This window comes from Kocuria sp. CPCC 205258, from assembly GCF_040981005.1.
Lineage (GTDB): Bacteria > Actinomycetota > Actinomycetes > Actinomycetales > Micrococcaceae > Kocuria > Kocuria rosea.
Genome location: NZ_JAVKPS010000004.1, coordinates 140,695 through 158,270, shown reverse-complemented (window position 1 = coordinate 158,270; position 17,576 = coordinate 140,695). Strand labels below are relative to the sequence as shown.

Here is a 17,576-nt window from a genome sequence, read left to right as displayed (position 1 = left end):
GATGTCCCGCACGAAGTGTCCCCCTCTACTTTCATCGGGATGACGGGGCAGCTGGAGGACATGCGCTTTACACAGGGCACGGCTGGCGGCAATCCACTCGGCTGGGGGTCGGCGCCGAGTCCCTGGGTCGGGGTGCTACTCGTCGGGTGTGGTGTCCGCGCCGTGGAGCAGGTCCCGGGTGTAGGGCAGTGGGCGCTGGTGGTGGGCCTCGAGCAGGTGGTTGGCGGCGTGGATGAGGATGTCGCGCTGGAAGGCCGGTAGGTGCAGGCACTGATGCAGGTAGGCCTCGATCTCGAACTGCTCCACGTTCCCGCCCTGCCCGAGGTAGCCCGACCACAGGGCGTCCAGGGTGAACCGCTCACGATCCATGGCCTCGATCAGCAGCCAGGCCTGGGTGAACCCGGCAGTGGTGTCGTCCATCTGCTCCTCCCACGATGTCGGTCCGAGATCCTGTGCTGGTTCTTATCCGGTGGTGTGTCCGGTGCCGTGGCGTCCCAGGTCTTCCCACAGGTGGGCCAGGGTGGCGGCCCCGGCGGTCAGCAGGTCGGTGCGTACGCTTTCGTCACTGTCGTGCCAGTTGTCCTCGACCAGCCCGGCGCCGAAGAACACCACCGGCGCTTGAAGGGTGGTGGCCAGCAGTTCGGCGGGCCCGCCACCGGCGTTGCCCATCCGCCCGACCTCGCCCACGCCGAAGCCGGCGGCCATGGCTCGGTCCAGGGCTCCGATGGCCGGGGTGTCGGGGGTGCGGTAGGCCTCCTGGGCGGTCTCGACCGAGATCGACAGGTCGTACCCGTAGCCCTCCCCGACCCGTTCGCCCACCCAGTGGCGCAACTGCTCGGCCACCTCGTGCACCTTCTGCCCGACCACGGTGCGGATGCTCAGGTCCATGGCCGCCATCGAGGGAATCGTGGCCCGTGAGACTCCGACCGGGTCCCCTGCGACCAGGGCGATGACTTCCAGGGCGGGGCGCTCCCACAGCCTCTCCAGCACGGTGTAGCCGGCTTCCCCGCCGATGCTGCGGGTGTGGGAACGCGCCAGCCAGTCGGCCTCGTCGAAGGGCAGAGCGGCCAGCTCCGCCCGCCGGGCGGCGGTGATCTCGGCGACGTTGTCGTAGAAGCCGGGCAGCGTGATCCTCCCGTGCTCGTCGTAGAGCTGGGCCAAGAGCCTGCTGATCTCCAGGGCCGGGTTGGGGCGACCCCGGAGACGGCCCCGCTGTGGATGTCGGTGTAGGGGCCGTAGACCTCCAGGTGCGCCCCGAGCATTCCGCGCACCCCGGTGCACAATCCCGGGTGGTCGGTGCGCCACAGCAGGGTGTCGGAGAAGATCACCACGTCCGCGGCCAGCTCCTGGGTGTGGTCCTCCAGCAGGGCGGCCAGGCCGGGGGAGCCGGCCTCCTCCTCGCCCTCGACGAGGACCTTGAGGTTCACCGCCGGGACCTCGCGCCCGGTGGTGGCGAGGTGCGCCCGCACTCCCCACAGGTGGGCGGTGACCTGGCCCTTGGCGTCGGAGGTCCCGCGGCCGTAGAGCCGCCCGTCACGGGCCACCGGGTCGAAGGGGGAGGTCTGGTCCCAGTTCTGCTCCTTGACCGCGCGCACGTCGTGGTGGCTGTAGACCAGCACGGTCGGCGCCCCGGGGGACTCGCACCAGGACCCGTAGACGGCCGGGCCCTGGTCCCCGTCCCAGATCTCCGTGGTCGGGAACCCGATGTCGCGCAGCTCCCCGGCCAACCAGTGGGCCGAGCGCACCAGGTGGTGAGCCCGTTCCGGGACCCCGGCCACCGAGGGGATCCGCACCCACTCCACCAACCCGGCCAGCAGCTGATCGGTGTGGGCCCCCAAGTAGGCTTTGATGGCCTCTTCAGCGGACATGGCCGGGTCCTCTCCGGCTCGCCCCGACCCACAGGGATCGGGTGCTCAACCCCCGGACCCGTTTCGCCAACAGGAACAGGGCCTGGTGGTCGGATGCGGCGAGGTCGCCGGTGACGATGGGGCGCACCTGGGCGCCCTCCGGGGCGGCCTCCACGGTCACGCACAGCTGCAGTTCCATGAGCATGGCTCCCTCGCCACGAGATGGTCCCGGCTCGCTGCTGAACCTGCCCTCAGGCTACGGGCCCGCCCCTGGCCTGACCAGGGCCGGCCGGGTCAGGTGATGCCGGACCGGCGCATCATGGCCGGATGGGATCCGGCCGCGGTCGGAGCACCCGTGGTCGGACTCACCAGCTGACCCTCGACCCCCGAGCGGGCGGCCCGCCAGGACCAGGCCCGCAAGCGGCAGCCAACGGTCTCAGAGTCACCGCATCGACGAGCAACAGCTCCTCTTCCACACCGAAAGACCGCACCAGACCACTCCTTGTCGACCGTGTTTCCACCATCGTGGGCCCCACAGGGGAAACGCCGAAAGCCGCAGACCGCGACCAGGAAAACAGCAGGACGCAGACACCTGAGACTTCTGCCGCAGGTATCGCAGCAGGGACTTTCTGCGCGGACAGGGCTGGCGGGTGCTGGGCCACCGCCGCCGAACCGTCACATCTGCCTCAGCGCCCTTGCTATATCGGTGAGGGACGCCGTCCTGCCGGAATTCAGGGGTTGACCCCGACGGGGCGCGGTGGGACGCTGTCGTGCATCGGAAGTCCACTGATGAACCAGGTCAACGAGCCGAGGTGGCGCGGATGCGAGCGATGGTCTATCGGGGGCCGTACAAGATCCGGGTGGAGGAGAAGGACATCCCGCGGATCGAGCACCCCAACGACGCGATCGTGCGGGTCACGCTCGCGGCGATCTGCGGATCGGACCTGCACCTCTACCACGGGATGATGCCGGACACCCGGGTCGGGACGACCTTCGGCCACGAGTTCGTCGGGGTGGTCCACGAGGTCGGCCCCTCCGTGGAGCACCTGAAGCCCGGGGACCGGGTCATGGTGCCGTTCAACGTGTACTGCGGGTCCTGCTGGTTCTGCGCCCGGGGCCTGTACTCCAACTGCCACAACGTCAACCCCAACGCCACCGCCGTAGGCGGGATCTACGGCTACTCGCACACCTGCGGGGGCTACGACGGAGGTCAGGCCGAGTACGTGCGGGTGCCCTTCGCCGACGTCGGACCCTCGATCATCCCCGACTGGATGGACGAGGAGGACGCGGTGCTGCTCACCGACGCCGTGGCCACCGGCTACTTCGGTGCCCAGCTCGGGGACATCGTCGAAGGCGACACCGTCGTCGTGCTGGGGGCGGGTCCGGTCGGGCTGTACGCCGCGAAGTCAGCGTGGCTGATGGGTGCGGGACGGGTGATCGTGGTCGACCACCTGGAGTACCGGCTCGAGAAGGCCCGCCGGTTCGCCCACGCCGAGACGTTCAACTTCGCCGAGCACGACGACATCGTGGTGGAGCTGAAAAGAACCACCGACTACCTGGGCGCGGACGTCGTCATCGAGGCGGTCGGCGCCGAGGCGGACGGCAACTTCACCCAGCACGTGAGCGCGGCCAAGCTCAAGCTGCAGGGCGGGTCGCCGGTCGCGCTGAACTGGGCCATCGACTCCGTGCGCAAGGGCGGGACGATCTCGGTGATGGGGGCCTACGGGCCGATGTTCAGCGCCGTGAAGTTCGGCGACGCCCTCAACAAGGGGCTGACGCTGCGGATGAACCAGTGCCCGGTGAAGCGGCAGTGGCCGCGGCTGTTCGAGCACATCCGCAACGGCTACCTCACCCCCAGTGACATCGTCACCCACCGGATCCCCCTGGAGCACATCGCCGAGGGGTACCACATGTTCTCGTCCAAGCTCGACGGCTGCATCAAGACACTCGTCGTCCCCGGCACCGGGTGAGACGGCCAAGGAGGGGAACCGAGACCATGGCGAGCACACCTGAGCACACCCCGTACATCGCTGGTGAGGCCCGGCGCACCGTCTCGCGCGAGGCGCTGCGGGCGCGCATCCCCGGTTGGGGCGCGGACCTGGACCCGGCCGACCGTCCTTCGGTGCCGAAGTTGCGCTACGACCCGGCGGGCACAGGAGCGCATTGGGAGTACCCGGAGGCGCAGCCCGAGCACCGGCCGCGCGAACGGTCGATCGAGCACGCGCACCTGACCCCCGTCTTCGGCACCGCGTGCCCGTCGAAGGGCCTGCCGGGAGCACTGCGCCGGCACGCCTACCAGCGCTACAGCGAGGCACGGGCGGCGCACTGGCTCATCCTCCTCGCCGCCGACCGCGTCGACGCCTGGCAGAGCCACTTCACCTCATGGGTCACCTTGCGCCCGGACAACCCGGTCACCGAGACCGGAGTGCTGGCCGAGCCCGTCCGGCACGGCTTGTCCTCACGGATCGGGACCCGCCGCGCTGATCTCTCCCACCAATGGCTGGACCCGATCATCGTGGGAGGCCCCTGGGTGCTGGGCGCTGGAGCGGCCGTCGCAGTGATCAGGACGCTGATCCACCGCGGGCGAGGGAGCTGATGGAACCGGGACGGTCGTCCGCCGATCGGCACCAGCAGCATGGGTATGGTCACCGGCTTGCCCTCGGCCAGCGCCCCGGCGGTCACGGTGCGGCGGTCTCCGCCGGTGGCCAGGCACTTGAGGACGATGTCGCGGTCGGTCACCACGCCACTGAGCCGGTTGTCCTCCCCGCAGATCGGCAGGGCACCGACGTCGAGTGCATCTTCTCCTGACAACGTGCCTGGACCCAATGGGTGTGCGGCTCGGTCGCCGGACCGGTGAGAAGCGGCTCCCCGCCCGTGGTGGGGAGCCGCTTCTCGTCGGTTCATGGGCGCGAATGGTGTCCGTCGGTGGGACTCAGGTGCGGGTCCTGCCGGCGGTCCGGTCGTGGGTGTTCCGGTCCAGGAAGGACAGCCCGACCATGGTCAGGCCCAGGAGCAGGTGCAGCCAGTCGTCGGCGGTGTTCAGCGGCACGAAGTTGGCCCCTGAGTCCTTGTCGATGAGCAGGCCGTAGAGCCACAGCAGCAGGTACACGGCACCGCCCCAGCGCAGGTAGTTCCGCGCCCCCGTCACGGTCCGGGCCAGGGCGATGCCGGCGATGCCGTAGAGCAGGTGGACGAGGTTGTGCAGGATGGAGACCTGGAAGACGCCCATGAGCATGGCCTCGGACTGGTGGCCGGCGACCATGAGCTGGTCGTAGTTCGTGGTGAGGCCGGGGATGAATCCGGCTGCGCCCACGAGCAGGAAGACGGTCCCGTAGAGCAGGGCCGCCGTGCGGACGGGTGAGCGGCGGGTCGTGCGGTCGCCGGGTCGGGCGGCGGGGGTGGTCATGATCGCTCCTCTCCTCGAGCTGGTTCAGGGCCGTGCGGTGGGCCGCCGGCTATTCCTTCTTGAGCTTGTCCTGGATGGTGCCGGCGGCCTTCTCCATGATGTTGGGCTGTTCGGTGGTGCCGTAGAACCGGGCGTCGGGGTGGGTGGGCGGCGGCATCGGCACCCCCGCCATCGGCGTGTCCTGGTACCCGAACTGCCCGTGCCCGTCCGGGGTCGGCCCCGAGGCCCAGGAGCCCTCCGCGGCGGCTGCGCCGTCGGAGAAGTTGTAGTAGTCGTAGGAGAACTCGGTGGCCTCCTTGGCCTGCGGGAAGTTGGAGGGCACCGGCATCTGCTCCAGCCCGTCGGCCTGGAGCTCCTTCACCGCGGCCATCCACTGGTTCTGGTGCATGGTGTCGCGGGCCAGCAGGAAGGACAGCATGTCCCGGATCCCCTTGTCGTCGGTCATGTGGTAGAGCCGGGCGACCTGGGTGCGGCCCTGCATCTCCGCGTTGACGTTGGCGGTCATGTCCGCCAGGAGGTTCCCGGAGGCGGTGACGTAGGACCCGGACCAGGGGTTGCCCATCGAGTCCACCGGACGGGCTCCGGCCCCGGCCACGATGGCGTGCTGCAGGTCGGTGCCGCCGATCACCGCAGCCACCGCCGGGTCGGCCTGGATCGCGTCCTCGGTGATGCCCAGCGGGGCCTTCTCCAGCAGCTGGGCGACCATCGTGGCGAGCATCTCGATGTGACCGAACTCCTCGGCGGCGGTGCCGAAGAGCAGGTCCCGGTACTTGCCCGGGATGTGGGCGTTCCAGGCCTGGAAGCTGTACTGCATGGCCACGGTGATCTCCCCGTACTGACCGCCGATCACCTCCTGGAGCTTGCGCGCGTAGACCGCGTCCGGGGCCTCCGGGGTGGACTTGTACTGGAGCTTCTGCTGGTGCAAGAACATGCTGACCTCCGTCATCGACTGCTGTGGCCGGCGGTGGCGCGGCACTCCGCGCCCGTGATTCCCGGCTCTGATCTCCACGCTAGTGATCCGGCCCCGAAAAGGGAAGCGTGCTTACTGAATGAACGGGGCATCAGATGAGCTGAGGCCGGGCGCTCGGGGACGTCCCGCCCCGGGGTCTGCGGGCGGTGCGGGGTGGGAGCGGGGTAGGCCCGTGGGTCGGCAGGCCGTTGGGGATCAGCAGTTCGACCGGGCTGACCCCCTGCAGGGTGTCGTCGTGGTCGATCGCCCAGCGCAACAGGTCCAGAGCGTTCGGCTCCACGTGGCCGGCGGCGGCGAGATCAACGCTGACGGTCACCGGGGGGATCAGCGTCCGGGCACGGCGCACCAGCGGATACAGGACGTGCTGGTTGGCCTCGGTCAAACACCCGGTGACGATCAGTCGCACATAGGCGCCGTCCAGGTCGATCTGGACGAGGACGGAGAGCTTGTGGTCCATGAGAGCATCCTTCGTCGCATGCAATCTGTCTCATGGCCACCTTCTGGACCACTCCCCACGGTACTCGCCTCGTCGCACGTGGGCCAGGGATCTGCTGAATTCGTACCGTCAGCTCGTGCGCCCCTCGTGCTGGAGCAGTTCCCCGGCCGCTCCCGCGGGCCGGGGCACGACAACCCGGCCGCGAGCATCTAAAGTGGACAGTGTGCTGATCATTGGGGTAGCTCGGTGAGCAGCGCGTGCACCGTCCGGACCACTCGACCACGGAAGGACCACGCCATGAGCCAGCCAGAGCAGCAGCAGGAGGTCCCCGGCGTCCAGGCCGCGATGACCCCCGTCCCGGACTGCGGCGAGCACAGCTACCGCGGCTCCGGCAAGCTCGCGGGCAAGGCGGCCATCATCACCGGCGGAGACAGCGGCATCGGCCGTGCCGCCGCGATCGCCTACGCCCGCGAGGGCGCCGACGTCCTGATCGCCTACCTCGAGGAGGACGACGACGCCCAGGACACCGCCCGCTGGGTCGAGGAGGCCGGGCGCCGCGCCGTCCTGGTCCGCGGAGACCTCTCGGACCCGGCCCACTGCCGGGCTGTCGTCGACAGGGCCGTGCAGGAGTTCGGCCGGATCGACGTGCTGGTCTCCAATGCCGCCTACCAGATGAGCCGCGACAGCCTCGACGAGATCAGCGACGAGGAGTGGGACTACACGTTCCGGCTCAATGTCGGCGCCATGTTCCACCTCACCAAGGCCGCCGTGCCCCACATGCCTCCGGGGTCGGCGATCATCGGCAGCTCCTCGGTGCAGTCCGACCAGCCGTCCCCGCAGCTTGCGCCCTACGCGGCCACCAAGGCGGCGATCGCGAACTTTTCCGCCGGGCTCGCACAGATGCTGGGCGAGAAGGGCATCCGGGTGAACAGCGTGGCCCCGGGCCCGATCTGGACGCCGCTGATCCCGGCGACCATGCCCGCGGAGAAGGTGGGGGCCTTCGGCGACGACGTCCCTCTGGGCCGCGCCGGCCAGCCCGCCGAGCTCGCGCCCGTCTACGTGCTGCTGGCCTCGGACGACGGCAGCTACATCTCCGGCTCGCGGGTCGCCGTCACCGGTGGCAAGCCCATCCTCTGAGCCCGGATCCTCCGCTCGCGAGACCGGCGAGGCGCTTCACCCCGGCGGAAGGACAGGGTTTCCGCCCGGGGCGGGGGTGGGGCTGATCACTCGTCGTCCACGATCTCGCGGGCGGTGTCCTCGATGTCGTGCCCGCTCTGTCGGGCATGACCCACGGCGTTCTGTGCCTGGCCTTCGGCCTGCAGTCCGGGTTTGTCGGTGGCGGCGCCGATCTTGTCCTTGGCGGCACCGGCAGCCTTGTCCGCGGCGGCACCGGCCTTGTCCCTGAGTCCCACAGGTGCTCCCTTCTCCCGGTCAGGGGGCCTCCTCGGCCCGGATGCCTGGTCGGCGGACGTCGTTGACGCTCCGGGGCCGTCCAAGTGTCCGGGCCCAGTCGGGCATCTTCCGGAACGGGTCCTCAGTACTGGTCGAAGGAGATGAGTTCCACGAGTTCTCCGACGCGGTCCTCGGGCATGGACCGGGCGATGTCCGCCTGGCTGAGCATCCCGACGACGTCGTGGCCGTCGATCACCGGCAGCCGCCGCACCTGGTGCTCGCTCATCGTCTTGATCGCCTCCTCCACGCTGTCGTCGGCGCCGATCGTGACCGGTTTGCCCTCGGCCAGCTGACCGGCCTTCACGGCCCGGGGGTCGGTGCCGATCGCCAGGCACTTGATGACGATGTCGCGGTCCGTGACCATGCCCATGAGCCGGTTGTGCTCCCCGCAGATCGGCAGCGCGCCGACGCCGAGGTCTTTCATCTTCCGGGCGGCTTCCTCCAGGGTCTCGTTCTCCCCGATGCACTCGGCGCCGCCGGTCATGATCTCGCGTGCCGTGGTCATAGCTGGTCCTCCTCCGAGGTGGAAAGTGACTCGAGCACCGGTGTGCTCAGGTTGCGTGTGCCTGTGACGACCCGTGCGCCCGGGCGGTGACGGGTCGGTGTTCGTTGCGGGTCTCCCGCCCCGTTCCCCGGGGCGCTACTGCTGGGTGTCCGGGCGGGGGGCGCGTTCGCGCTCCTCCACCGCGGAGCGCACCTCCGGGTCGTCGGTGTCGTCGACCCAGGGCTCGGTCTGGCGGTGCTCCTCCACGTGGTCGGGTTGGATGCCGGCCACCTCGCCGGCGACCTCGTGCTTCATCTGGTCGTCCAGTTCCGCGCTGTGCTTGGTGTTGCCTCGCTCGGCCATGTCGATCTCCTTGCAGGGATGGGACGGCGTACTTCGGTGGGACGGCCCGTCAGGCGTTCCCGTCCTCCTCGAGCAGACCCCGCTGGGCGCGGTCGGCTGCTTCGGAGGCGTCTTCCGGCAGCGGGTCGGTGGCCGGTGGGACCTGCCCGGGCGCGTAGTCGGTCAGCCCGGCGGCCACCCGCTCCTGTTCGGTGGCTGCGGCCAGTGCCTCGTCGTCGAGATGCTCGGGCATCCCGGCGTGGCCCTGGTAGATGGGGTCGGGCAGGGCGTCGCCCTCGGGCTCGATGACGTCGTCGAGGTCCGGGGCGTCGTCGTTGTTCGGGGTGGTCATGGAGAACCTCCTGTGCTGAGCCGTGCCTCCCACCTTAGTGACCTGACTCACGGAGCGGAACCACCCTGGGACCTGGGAGAGGGGCCTGTGGAGGTCCCGCACGTGCTCCTCCCGGGCCGCGTTGAGCAGTCGATCGTAGGCTGTTCGTGCGCATCGCCTGCGGGTTCCGAGTCCGCAGGCGCCGATGCGTTCCCCGACATGAGGACTGCCTGATGACTGACGTCGCTCCGGACCGACCGGCGATGCTGCACCCCGTACCAGCCCAGCGTTCGATCGTCGTGATTCCGAGGGTGCACGACGGCTCCGGCGCCCGGACCCGCTACGGGCTGGTGCAGGCCGAACTGGACCCGGGCGGGCAGATGCTGATCTTTCCGCAGGGCCCGGTGGTCGACCCCGACGAACTGCGCGCCGGGGCGGCGGTGCTGCTGGAGGAGGAGTTCGGGCAGGGCATGTCCGCGGCGGTGATCGCTCCGCTGGGGATCCTCTACGCCGATCAGCGCAAGGAGGAGCGGATCGACGTGCTGCTCGCAGTGGCGCGCCGGACCGATGCCGAGTACGGAGAGGCGCTGGAGCCGGCCGGCATCCCCGGGGTGGAGTGGGCCGATGAACAGCAGCTGCTCCAGCACCTGTGCTCCGGGCGGATCACGGACACCACCACCGCCTCGGCCCTGGCACTGCTGCAGGCCTGTGGTGAGTTCACCCGCTGACCTGCGCACCTGCAGCACATGTCGGACTTCGCCGCCCGGCTCGAGGGCACCGGCGAGTTCGTCGACGCGCAGGCGCTGTCCCCGGAGGGCACGTTCGTCCGCTACGGCGGCGAGGGGCGGCTGCCCGTCACCGACGGCCCGTTCCCCGAGACCAGGGACCTGATCGCCGGCTGGATGGTGATCGACGTCGAATCCAACGACCGAGCGCTCGAGCTGGCCGCCGAGCTGTCCGCGGCCCCGGGGGCGGGCGGGAGGCCGATCCACGAGCGCGACGGCGACCCCGTGACCGCGGCGCGGTTCTACGCCGCGGCCGCCCGGTCGGCGTCCGGCCTCCCCGAGCGCGACCACCTCGTGCTGCAGGCCGCACGGCTCAACGCGGGGCTGCCCGGTGGGGCGACCGGGCCGCACCGGTCAGGGCCCCCCCGGAGCGGTTGACTCCTCGGGGCGCTCGCCGGTGAGGACGCCGGTGGTGGCCAGCCGCTCGGCGACGTCCCGGAGCTTGGTGTTCGTCTGGGAACTGGCGGTCGCGAGGAGGACGAAGGCCTGCTGGGGCGTGATCTTGAACCGCTCCATGAGCACGCCCTTCGCCTGACCGATGAGGTCCCGGGTGGCCAGAGCCTCGTGGAGGTGGCCGACCTGCTGGGCGTCGGCGAAGGCCACCGCGGCGTGGGCCGCCACCAGCAGGCCGATCTCCTCGGACTCGTCGGTGAACGCGGCGAAGTCGGCGCCGTAGACGTTGAGCGCCCCGAGGACGTCGCCGTCGGTGTAGAGCTGGAACGCGAGCATCGACGTCGCTCCCGCCTCCAGGGCGGCCGGGGCGAACCGGGGCCACCGGTCCTCGTGGCGGAAGTCGGGGACGTGGACGATCCGCTCCTCGTAGGCCGCGTCCATGCAGGGTCCCTCCCCGGTGTCCTGCTGCAGCCGGTCCACCCGGCGGGGGAGCGCGCCCGAGGCGGCCCGGGACTCGATGCCGCGGTGCCGCCGGGCGACCGAGATCGAGGCCTCCACCACCCCGGGGATGAGCTCCACCGCCGCGCGGACCATGGCCTCGAGGGTGCCCTGGACGTCGGTCTCGCCCTGCAGGGTGCGGGCCAGGTCGCTCAGCCGCCGGGCCAGGTCCGCGTCCACGGCCCTCGTCCGGTCCCGGCGGGGGTCCGACCTGGTCGTTCGTCCCGTGTCCGTGCCCATTCCCCCAGTCTCCACCTCGATCGGCCGTCAGGACCCGGGACCGGAGGAACTCGTTGCGGACGGGAACGAGCGGGCCTGTCGAGGGCGGCGGACGGCCGTCTCCGCACCGGTCCGTGCTGCGGCCCGCACAGGATCCCGGCGGGGGCGCCCGCTGCTGCGACGGGTGGGCTCAGCCCGTGCTCAGGGCCGCGCACGCGGCCTCGATGGACTCCGGGGACAGGACGTGGTCGATGGCCAGCACCGCCGCCCCCATGACGCCGGCGCGCTCGCCGGCGACCGAGGGCGCCACCCTCAGGTGCTGCGTGGCCAGGGGCAGGGACCGCCGGTAGACGACCTCCCGGATGCCGGCCAACAGGTGCTCCCCGGCCTGGGCGAGGCTGCCGCCGATCACGATCACGGAGGGATTGATGAGGTTCACGCAGGTGGCCAGGACGTCCCCGATGTCCCGCCCCGCCTGGCGGATCACCCGCACGGCCAGCGGGTCCCCGGAGCGGACGAGGTCGATCACGTCCTGGCTGGTGGACAGCGTGCCGGCGGTCTGCTCGTTGAGCGTCCGCACGAGGGCGGGAGCGCCGGCGAGCGCCTCGAGGCAGCCGGTGTTGCCGCAGCGGCAGAGCAGCTCGTCGCCGCGCGGAACCCGGACGTGGCCGAGGTCCCCCGCGGTGCCCTGGGCGCCGCGCTGCAGCGCGCCGCCGGAGATGATCCCCGCACCGATGCCCGTGGCCACCTTGACGAACATCAGCTCGGTGGTCCCGGGCCAGAAGAAGCTGCGCTCGCCCAGGGCCATGATGTTGACGTCGTTGTCCACCAGCACGGGCACGTCGTAGTGGGCCCGCACGAGGGCCGGGACGTCGACACGGTCCCACCCCGGCATGATGGGCGGGTTGATCGGCCGGCCCGTCTCGTGCTCCACGGGGCCGGGCAGCCCGATGCCGATGGCGGCGAGGTCCGCGGCCGGGCGGTCCGCGCGCTCGAGCAGCGCTGCCACCGTGCGCACGAGCCAGCCCAGGACCGCGTCGGGGCCCTCGCCGATCGCGAGCGCCTGGCGCTCCTCGGCGAGCTCCCGGCCGGAGAGGTCCGCGAGGATCGCCCGGGCGTGCGTCGCCCCGACGTCCGCGCCGACCACCACCCGGGCGCCCGGGTTGAGGGCGAAGAGCGAGGGCGGGCGCCCCCCGGTGGAGGCGGCCCCGCCGTAGGGCGCGACGAGCCCCAGGGTCATGAGGGTGTCCACGCGGGACGCCACGGTGGAGCGGGCCAGCCCGGTCAGCTGGGCGAGCTCCGCCCGGGTCCTCGGGCGGCCGTCGCGCAGCAGCTGGAAGACTTCGCTCGCCCCCGGGGCGGGCGAGTCCGAGGAGCGCGGCGACGGCGCCGACGGAGGACTCTGTAGCACTTTTTTAGTAGAGCACGCCCCCTTAGGGGGGTCAAGCACGTCACAAACGCACAGTGAGGGAACAACTTTTGCAGGACTGTCGACAGAACTCTGTGGTGCGTGTCACAGTGACCGCATGAACGAGCGCACGAGCTCCCCGGTGCTGGACGTCACCGGCCTGTCGAAGTCCTTCTTCGGGGTGCCGGTGCTCGAGGACGTGGACCTCAGGCTGCACGCCGGCGAGGTGCACGGGCTCGTCGGCGAGAACGGCGCCGGCAAGTCCACCCTGATGAAGGTGCTCGCCGGGGTGCACGAGCGGGACGCGGGCACCGTGCAGATCGGCGGCACCCCCGTCGAGTTCCACCACCCCACCCAGGCGCACGTGGCCGGGCTGTCAACGGTGTTCCAGGAGTTCAACCTGCTGCCCGACCGCACCGTGGCCGAGAACGTGTTCCTCGGCCGCGAGCCGCGCCGGGGCCTGCTCGTGGACCGGCGGGCCATGAACGCGAGGACGAGCGAGCTGCTCGAGGACCTGGGCATCACCAGCATCCAGCCGACCACGACCGTGAGCTCGCTGTCCGTGGCCCAGCAGCAGATCGTGGAGATCGCCAAGGCCATCAGCTACGACGCCCGCATCATCTCCATGGACGAGCCGACCGCGGCCCTCGCGGGCCCCGAGGTGGACCTGCTCTACGCGATCGTCCGCCGGCTCCGGGCGCGCGGCACCGCCATCCTGTACGTGTCCCACCGGCTGAAGGAGATCTTCGACCTGTGCGACACCATCACCGTCCTCAAGGACGGCCGCGTGGTGGGCACCGAGCCCGCCTCCGCCATGGACGACGCCGCCCTGGTGCGGATGATGGTGGGCCGCCCGATCTCCGCCTACTTCCCGGAGGCGGTGCCCGGCACCGGGGTGGGGCGGGAGCTCCTGAGGATCGACGGCGGCGGCAACGACCAGCTCGACGACATCGACCTGACGCTGCGCGCCGGGGAGATCGTGGGGGTCGCCGGGCTCCAGGGCTCGGGGCGGACGGAGCTGGTGGAGGCCGTCTTCGGCGTCCACCCCTTCACCCGCGGGTCCATGACGCTGGACGGCAGGCCGTACACGGCCACCTCGCCCCGGCAGGCCGTCCGACAGGGCGTGGCCCTGATCACGGAGGACCGCAAGTCCCAGGGGCTGAGCCTCGACCAATCCATCCTGGACAACGCCCTGGGCGTGATCCGCTCCGTCTTCCCGCGGCGGACCGCCGCGGCCCGCAAGGACGTCCCCGGGGTCCTCTCCTCGCTGGAGGTCGTGGCCCGGGACCTGGACCAGGAGGTCCAGTACCTCTCGGGCGGGAACCAGCAGAAGGTCGTCCTCGCCAAGTGGCTGGCCGTGGACCCGCGGGTCGTGCTGCTCGACGAGCCCACCCGGGGGATCGACGTGGGCGCCAAGATCGCCGTCTACAACCTCATGCGCATGCTCGCCGCGGAGGGCAGGGCCATCCTCATGGTCTCCAGCGAACTGCCGGAGGTCCTCGGCATGTCCAGCCGGATCGTGGTCCTGCGCGACGGCCGGATCGCCGGTGAGCTCCCGTCGGACAGCACCGAGGAGCAGGTGCTGCGGCTGGCCACCGGCGCCCGCACGGACGGGGCGAGACCGTGAACGCGTTCTCGAGGCTCACGTCCACCCACATCGTCTACCTCGTGGTGCTGCTCACCATCATGGTCGGCACGGTGCTCGTGGGCGCCACCGGGCGCAGCTTCGTCAGCGCCGGCAACATCTCCGCGATCCTCACCGGGACCAGCGTCCTCGGCTTCATCGCGATCGGCCAGACGCTCGTGATCCTGGTGGGGAGCCTCGACCTGTCCGTGCCGTACGTCATCAGTCTCGCGAGCCTGCTCTCGGCCGGCCTCATGGCGAACCAGCCCGGGAACATCCTGCCCGGCGTGGCGCTGGCCCTGGTCGTCTCCGCGGGCATCGGCCTGGTCAACGGCCTGGTGGTGTCCGGGCTGAAGGTCCACGGGTTCATCGCCACGCTGGGCACCGGCCTCGTCGTCAGCGGCTACCTCGCCACCAACTACAAGGGCAGCTCGGGGCAGACCCCCGTCACCTTCCGCCTCATCGGGGCCACGGGCATCGGCCCGGTCCCCATCTCCACGCTGATCATGCTGGTCTGCGCGGGCGCGGTGCTGCTCATGCTGACCCGCAGCCGCCTGGGCCACCACATGTACGCGGTCGGCGGGGACATCCGGGTGGCCCGGATGTCCGGGATCCGGACCGCCACCCCGATCGTGGCCGCCCACGTCATCTGCTCCGTCATGGCCGGTCTCGCGGGGCTGCTGCTCGCGGCGCGGCTCGGGGTGGGCAGCCCCACGATCGGGTCCCAGGGCGGGTACGACCTGCTCTCCATCGCCGCCGTGGTCCTGGGCGGGACGCTCCTGGCGGGCGGCAAGGGATCGCTGGTGGGGACGCTGGGCGGGGTCCTCATCTTCGCGATGATCGACAACATCATGAGCGTGATGCAGATCAACCCGTTCCTCAAGGACGTGGTCCGCGGCATCGTCATCGTCGTCGCCGTGGCCGTCTACGCCCGGCGCCGGGTGGTCAGCCGGCCCGCGCGCTTCGACGACCGGAGCGGACGGACCGCGCAGGAGGTCACGGCATGAGCGCCACCGTCACGGACCGCACCGCGGTCCTGCAGCAGAACCGGTCACCGCGGCACGAGCGCGTGCTGCGCGGGCTGCGGACACCCGGCGGGGCCGTATTCGTGCTCCTCCTGGTGCTGCTGGTCGCGGCCGTCGCCGTCAACCCGTCCTTCGGCGAACCGGGCTCGCTGATCCGGTTCGTCGGCCGCACGGCGCCGATCGCCATCGCGGCCATCGGGCAGTACTTCGTGATCGTCTCCGGGGAGTTCGACCTGTCCATGGGCTCGGTGGTCACCGCCCAGGTGTTCGTGGCCGGCAACCTCATCGGCCAGGACGACAGCCGGACGGTGCCCGTGCTGGTCCTGATGCTCGTCCTCGGCGCCCTCGTGGGCCTGGTCAACGGGCTGGTCACCACGCTCCTGAAGGTGCCGAGCTTCATCGTCACCCTCGGCACCATGCTCGCCCTGCTCGGGCTGGTGCTCTACTGGACGGGCGGCGCCGCGACGGGGAACCCCGCCGACAGCTTCCGGCAGATCGGCCGCGGCGGCATCCAGGACGTCCCGGTCCTGGGGATCCTGCCCTACCCGGTGGTCCTGGTGACGGTCGTCGCGCTCGCCGCCCTCTGGCTCATGCGCCGGCCCTACGGCCGCACGCTCGTCGCCGTGGGCGACAACCCCCGGGCCGCCGCGCTGACCGGGGCCCGGGTCTGGTGGGTGCGCACCCGGGCGTTCATGCTCTCCTCCCTGGCCGCCACCGTGGCGGGGATCATCCTCGTGGGCTACGCCGGCGTGCACCCGTCCGTGGGGCGCGGCTACGAGTTCACGGCCATCACCGCCGTGGTCCTCGGCGGGGTCGTGCTGGGCGGCGGGCGCGGCTGGGTGCTCTCCGCGGCCGCCGGCGCCTTCGCCCTCGAGACCCTCTTCGCGCTCCTGAACTTCCTGGGGGTCCAGTCGACCTGGCGGGACACCGTCCAGGGCGCGATCATCATCCTCGCCGTCGCCGCCGGCACCCAGACCTGGAAGCGCCGCCGGCGCGGCCGGACCGCGGCGGCGCAGGAGCCGAGACGTGCCATCGCAGCACCGCCCACCCCGGGCACCGACGAGGAAGGAACATGATGCGCCGAAGCATCCAGTCAAGGATCACCGTGGTGGCAGCGGCAGCGCTGCTGGGACTGACCGCCTGCACCACCGACCAGTCGATGGAGGAGCCGCCGCCCGCCGAGACGGGGGGCGCGGAGGCCGCCGCCACGCCGGCCCCGGAGGGCGGTGACGAGTGGTTCGACCAGGCGGAGTACGACCGGCAGCTCGACCAGCGCTCCGCCTCCTTCGAAGGGGACCCGGAGCAGCCCTGGACGCAGTACATCGACGGGGAGACGACCGCCACCGGGGAGTTCGCCGCCGACGGCCCGCAGAAGGTGTGCTTCTCCAACGCCTCCATCTCCAACCCCTGGCGCCAGACCGGGTGGATCACCATGAACGAGCAGCTCAAGGTGCTCCAGGACTCCGGGGTGATCTCCGAGATGGAGACCCGCGACGCCCAGGACGACGACAACACGCAGATCGCCGACATCGACTACTTCATCGCCGAGGGCGAGTGCGACGGGTTCATCATCTCGCCGAACTCGACCGCCGCCCTGACGCCCGCCGTGGAGCGCGCGTGCGAGACCGGCAAACCGGTGGTGGTCTTCGACCGCGGGGTGGAGACCGACTGCGCGACGACGTTCATCCACCCCATCGGCGGCTTCGCCTGGGGCATCGACTCGGCGAACTTCCTGGTGGACAACCTGCAGGAGGGGGACAAGGTGGTGGCCCTGCGCATCCTCCCGGGCGTCGACGTCCTGGAGCAGCGCTGGGCCGCGGCCGAGCGGATCTTCGAGGAGAACGGGATCGAGGCGACGGACTACTTCACCGGCGCCGACCCCACCGAGATCAAGAAGATCATCTCCGACGAGCTCGCCACCGGGGACGTGCAGGGCGTGTGGATGGACGCCGGCGACGGCGCCGTCGCGGCCATCGAGGCGTTCGAGGACGCCGGCGCGGACTACCCGGTGATGACCGGAGAGGACGAGATGAGCTACCTGCGCAAGTGGGAGGACACCGGCCTGACGGGCCTCGCCCCGGTGTACTCGAACTTCCAGTGGCGCACCCCGCTGCTGGCGCTCGAGCAGATCTTCGCCGGCGAGGAGGTCCCCGCCGAGTGGGTCCTGCCGCAGGAGCCGATCACCGAGGAGCAGCGGGCGGACTTCCTCGCCGACAACGAGGGGATGCCCGACGGCCACTACGCCAAGTTCGGCGGCGAGGACCTGCCGGGCTACCCCGACGTCTGGCGGGACCGCGTCATCCCCTGACCCGCCCGACCGCGCCCTGCCCGCCACCGGCCCGGCCCCGGGAGACCC

Annotated in this window: 20 protein-coding genes and 3 pseudogenes; 9 read left to right on the top strand and 14 right to left on the bottom strand. The window is 71.0% G+C overall.

The window, feature by feature from the left end; all coding sequences use genetic code 11:
* Window positions 1–135 precede the first annotated feature (135 nt).
* The 4 genes and pseudogenes from RF644_RS09070 to RF644_RS09055 all read right to left on the bottom strand — a co-directional run bounded on the left by RF644_RS09070 (window position 136) and on the right by RF644_RS09055 (window position 2,046).
* Window positions 136–420, bottom strand: a complete 285-nt coding sequence (locus RF644_RS09070) for a hypothetical protein (RefSeq protein ID WP_368796277.1) — start codon at window positions 418–420, stop codon at window positions 136–138.
* 42 nt (window positions 421–462) lie between these two features.
* Entirely contained in the window at window positions 463–1,161 is a 699-nt protein-coding gene (locus RF644_RS09065; RefSeq protein WP_368796276.1) for a M20/M25/M40 family metallo-hydrolase, read from the bottom strand.
* A 179-nt stretch (window positions 1,162–1,340) separates the two neighbouring features.
* Window positions 1,341–1,868: pseudogene (locus tag RF644_RS09060) on the bottom strand (M20/M25/M40 family metallo-hydrolase); the annotation flags it as partial.
* A complete protein-coding gene (locus RF644_RS09055) occupies window positions 1,858–2,046 on the bottom strand; it encodes a hypothetical protein (protein WP_368796275.1) in 189 nt (62 codons plus the stop codon). The gene RF644_RS09055 and the pseudogene RF644_RS09060, both read right to left, overlap by 11 nt.
* A 622-nt stretch (window positions 2,047–2,668) precedes the next feature.
* Here RF644_RS09055 and RF644_RS09050 point away from each other — a divergent pair.
* Both RF644_RS09050 and RF644_RS09045 read left to right on the top strand, forming a co-directional pair.
* Complete coding sequence (locus RF644_RS09050) at window positions 2,669–3,817, top strand: zinc-dependent alcohol dehydrogenase (protein ID WP_368796274.1); 1,149 nt, start codon at window positions 2,669–2,671, stop codon at window positions 3,815–3,817.
* 26 nt (window positions 3,818–3,843) lie between these two features.
* A complete protein-coding gene (locus tag RF644_RS09045; protein ID WP_368796273.1) occupies window positions 3,844–4,443 on the top strand; it encodes a hypothetical protein in 600 nt (199 codons plus the stop codon).
* Window positions 4,444–4,487: 44 nt separating this feature from the next.
* Here RF644_RS09045 and RF644_RS09040 read toward each other — a convergent pair.
* The 4 genes and pseudogenes from RF644_RS09040 to RF644_RS09025 all read right to left on the bottom strand — a co-directional run.
* Window positions 4,488–4,640, bottom strand: a pseudogene (locus RF644_RS09040) (CBS domain-containing protein); the annotation flags it as partial.
* Window positions 4,641–4,779: 139 nt separating this feature from the next.
* Window positions 4,780–5,253 (bottom strand): DUF4383 domain-containing protein, encoded by a 474-nt coding sequence (locus RF644_RS09035; RefSeq protein ID WP_368796272.1) that lies wholly within the window; start codon window positions 5,251–5,253, stop codon window positions 4,780–4,782.
* 49 nt (window positions 5,254–5,302) lie between these two features.
* Window positions 5,303–6,184 carry a manganese catalase family protein gene (locus tag RF644_RS09030; RefSeq protein WP_368796271.1) on the bottom strand — a complete coding sequence of 294 codons (882 nt, stop codon included), beginning with the start codon at window positions 6,182–6,184 and terminating at the stop codon, window positions 5,303–5,305.
* A 130-nt stretch (window positions 6,185–6,314) separates the two neighbouring features.
* Window positions 6,315–6,680 (bottom strand): hypothetical protein, encoded by a 366-nt coding sequence (locus tag RF644_RS09025; protein WP_272026886.1) that lies wholly within the window; start codon window positions 6,678–6,680, stop codon window positions 6,315–6,317.
* Between the two features lie 276 nt (window positions 6,681–6,956).
* Between RF644_RS09025 and RF644_RS09020 the strand changes: the two genes are divergently transcribed.
* Window positions 6,957–7,796, top strand: coding sequence for an SDR family oxidoreductase (locus tag RF644_RS09020; protein WP_368796270.1), 840 nt, complete (start codon window positions 6,957–6,959; stop codon window positions 7,794–7,796).
* Window positions 7,797–7,882: 86 nt separating this feature from the next.
* On the opposite strand, the gene RF644_RS09015 is transcribed toward RF644_RS09020, so the two are convergent.
* From RF644_RS09015 to RF644_RS09000, 4 genes are all read right to left on the bottom strand, one after another.
* Window positions 7,883–8,071: a CsbD family protein gene (locus RF644_RS09015; protein WP_368796269.1), complete on the bottom strand. Its 189-nt coding sequence runs from the start codon at window positions 8,069–8,071 to the stop codon at window positions 7,883–7,885.
* Window positions 8,072–8,193: 122 nt separating this feature from the next.
* Window positions 8,194–8,616: a CBS domain-containing protein gene (locus RF644_RS09010; RefSeq protein ID WP_368796268.1), complete on the bottom strand. Its 423-nt coding sequence runs from the start codon at window positions 8,614–8,616 to the stop codon at window positions 8,194–8,196.
* A gap of 135 nt (window positions 8,617–8,751) precedes the next feature.
* The gene (locus RF644_RS09005) at window positions 8,752–8,958 is read right to left on the bottom strand and encodes a hypothetical protein (protein ID WP_035923991.1); all 207 of its coding nucleotides are present in this window, start codon (window positions 8,956–8,958) and stop codon (window positions 8,752–8,754) included.
* Between the two features lie 49 nt (window positions 8,959–9,007).
* A complete protein-coding gene (locus RF644_RS09000) occupies window positions 9,008–9,289 on the bottom strand; it encodes a hypothetical protein (protein ID WP_368796267.1) in 282 nt (93 codons plus the stop codon).
* Window positions 9,290–9,501: 212 nt separating this feature from the next.
* On the opposite strand from RF644_RS09000, the gene RF644_RS08995 reads away from it, so the two are divergent.
* Both RF644_RS08995 and RF644_RS08990 read left to right on the top strand, forming a co-directional pair.
* Window positions 9,502–9,996, top strand: a complete 495-nt coding sequence (locus RF644_RS08995; RefSeq protein WP_368796266.1) for a hypothetical protein — start codon at window positions 9,502–9,504, stop codon at window positions 9,994–9,996.
* A gap of 3 nt (window positions 9,997–9,999) precedes the next feature.
* Window positions 10,000–10,263, top strand: a pseudogene (locus RF644_RS08990) (YciI family protein); the annotation flags it as partial.
* Between the two features lie 144 nt (window positions 10,264–10,407).
* Here RF644_RS08990 and RF644_RS08985 read toward each other — a convergent pair.
* Together RF644_RS08985 and RF644_RS08980 are read right to left on the bottom strand one after the other, a co-directional pair.
* Window positions 10,408–11,124, bottom strand: coding sequence for a GAF and ANTAR domain-containing protein (locus RF644_RS08985; protein WP_368796265.1), 717 nt, complete (start codon window positions 11,122–11,124; stop codon window positions 10,408–10,410).
* Window positions 11,125–11,353: 229 nt separating this feature from the next.
* Window positions 11,354–12,574 carry an ROK family protein gene (locus tag RF644_RS08980; protein WP_368796264.1) on the bottom strand — a complete coding sequence of 407 codons (1,221 nt, stop codon included), beginning with the start codon at window positions 12,572–12,574 and terminating at the stop codon, window positions 11,354–11,356.
* A gap of 115 nt (window positions 12,575–12,689) precedes the next feature.
* On the opposite strand from RF644_RS08980, the gene RF644_RS08975 reads away from it, so the two are divergent.
* Genes RF644_RS08975 through RF644_RS08960 form a run of 4 tightly spaced genes read left to right on the top strand, consistent with a single transcriptional unit; the run spans window position 12,690 to window position 17,528 of the window.
* Entirely contained in the window at window positions 12,690–14,198 is a 1,509-nt protein-coding gene (locus RF644_RS08975; protein ID WP_109268919.1) for a sugar ABC transporter ATP-binding protein, read from the top strand.
* Window positions 14,195–15,202 carry an ABC transporter permease gene (locus tag RF644_RS08970; RefSeq protein ID WP_368796263.1) on the top strand — a complete coding sequence of 336 codons (1,008 nt, stop codon included), beginning with the start codon at window positions 14,195–14,197 and terminating at the stop codon, window positions 15,200–15,202. Before RF644_RS08975 ends, RF644_RS08970 begins: the two co-directional genes overlap by 4 nt.
* Window positions 15,199–16,296, top strand: coding sequence for an ABC transporter permease (locus RF644_RS08965; RefSeq protein ID WP_368796262.1), 1,098 nt, complete (start codon window positions 15,199–15,201; stop codon window positions 16,294–16,296). The genes RF644_RS08970 and RF644_RS08965 overlap by 4 nt, the downstream gene beginning before the upstream one ends.
* Window positions 16,296–17,528, top strand: a complete 1,233-nt coding sequence (locus RF644_RS08960) for a substrate-binding domain-containing protein (protein WP_095651023.1) — start codon at window positions 16,296–16,298, stop codon at window positions 17,526–17,528. Before RF644_RS08965 ends, RF644_RS08960 begins: the two co-directional genes overlap by 1 nt.
* Window positions 17,529–17,576 lie beyond the last annotated feature (48 nt).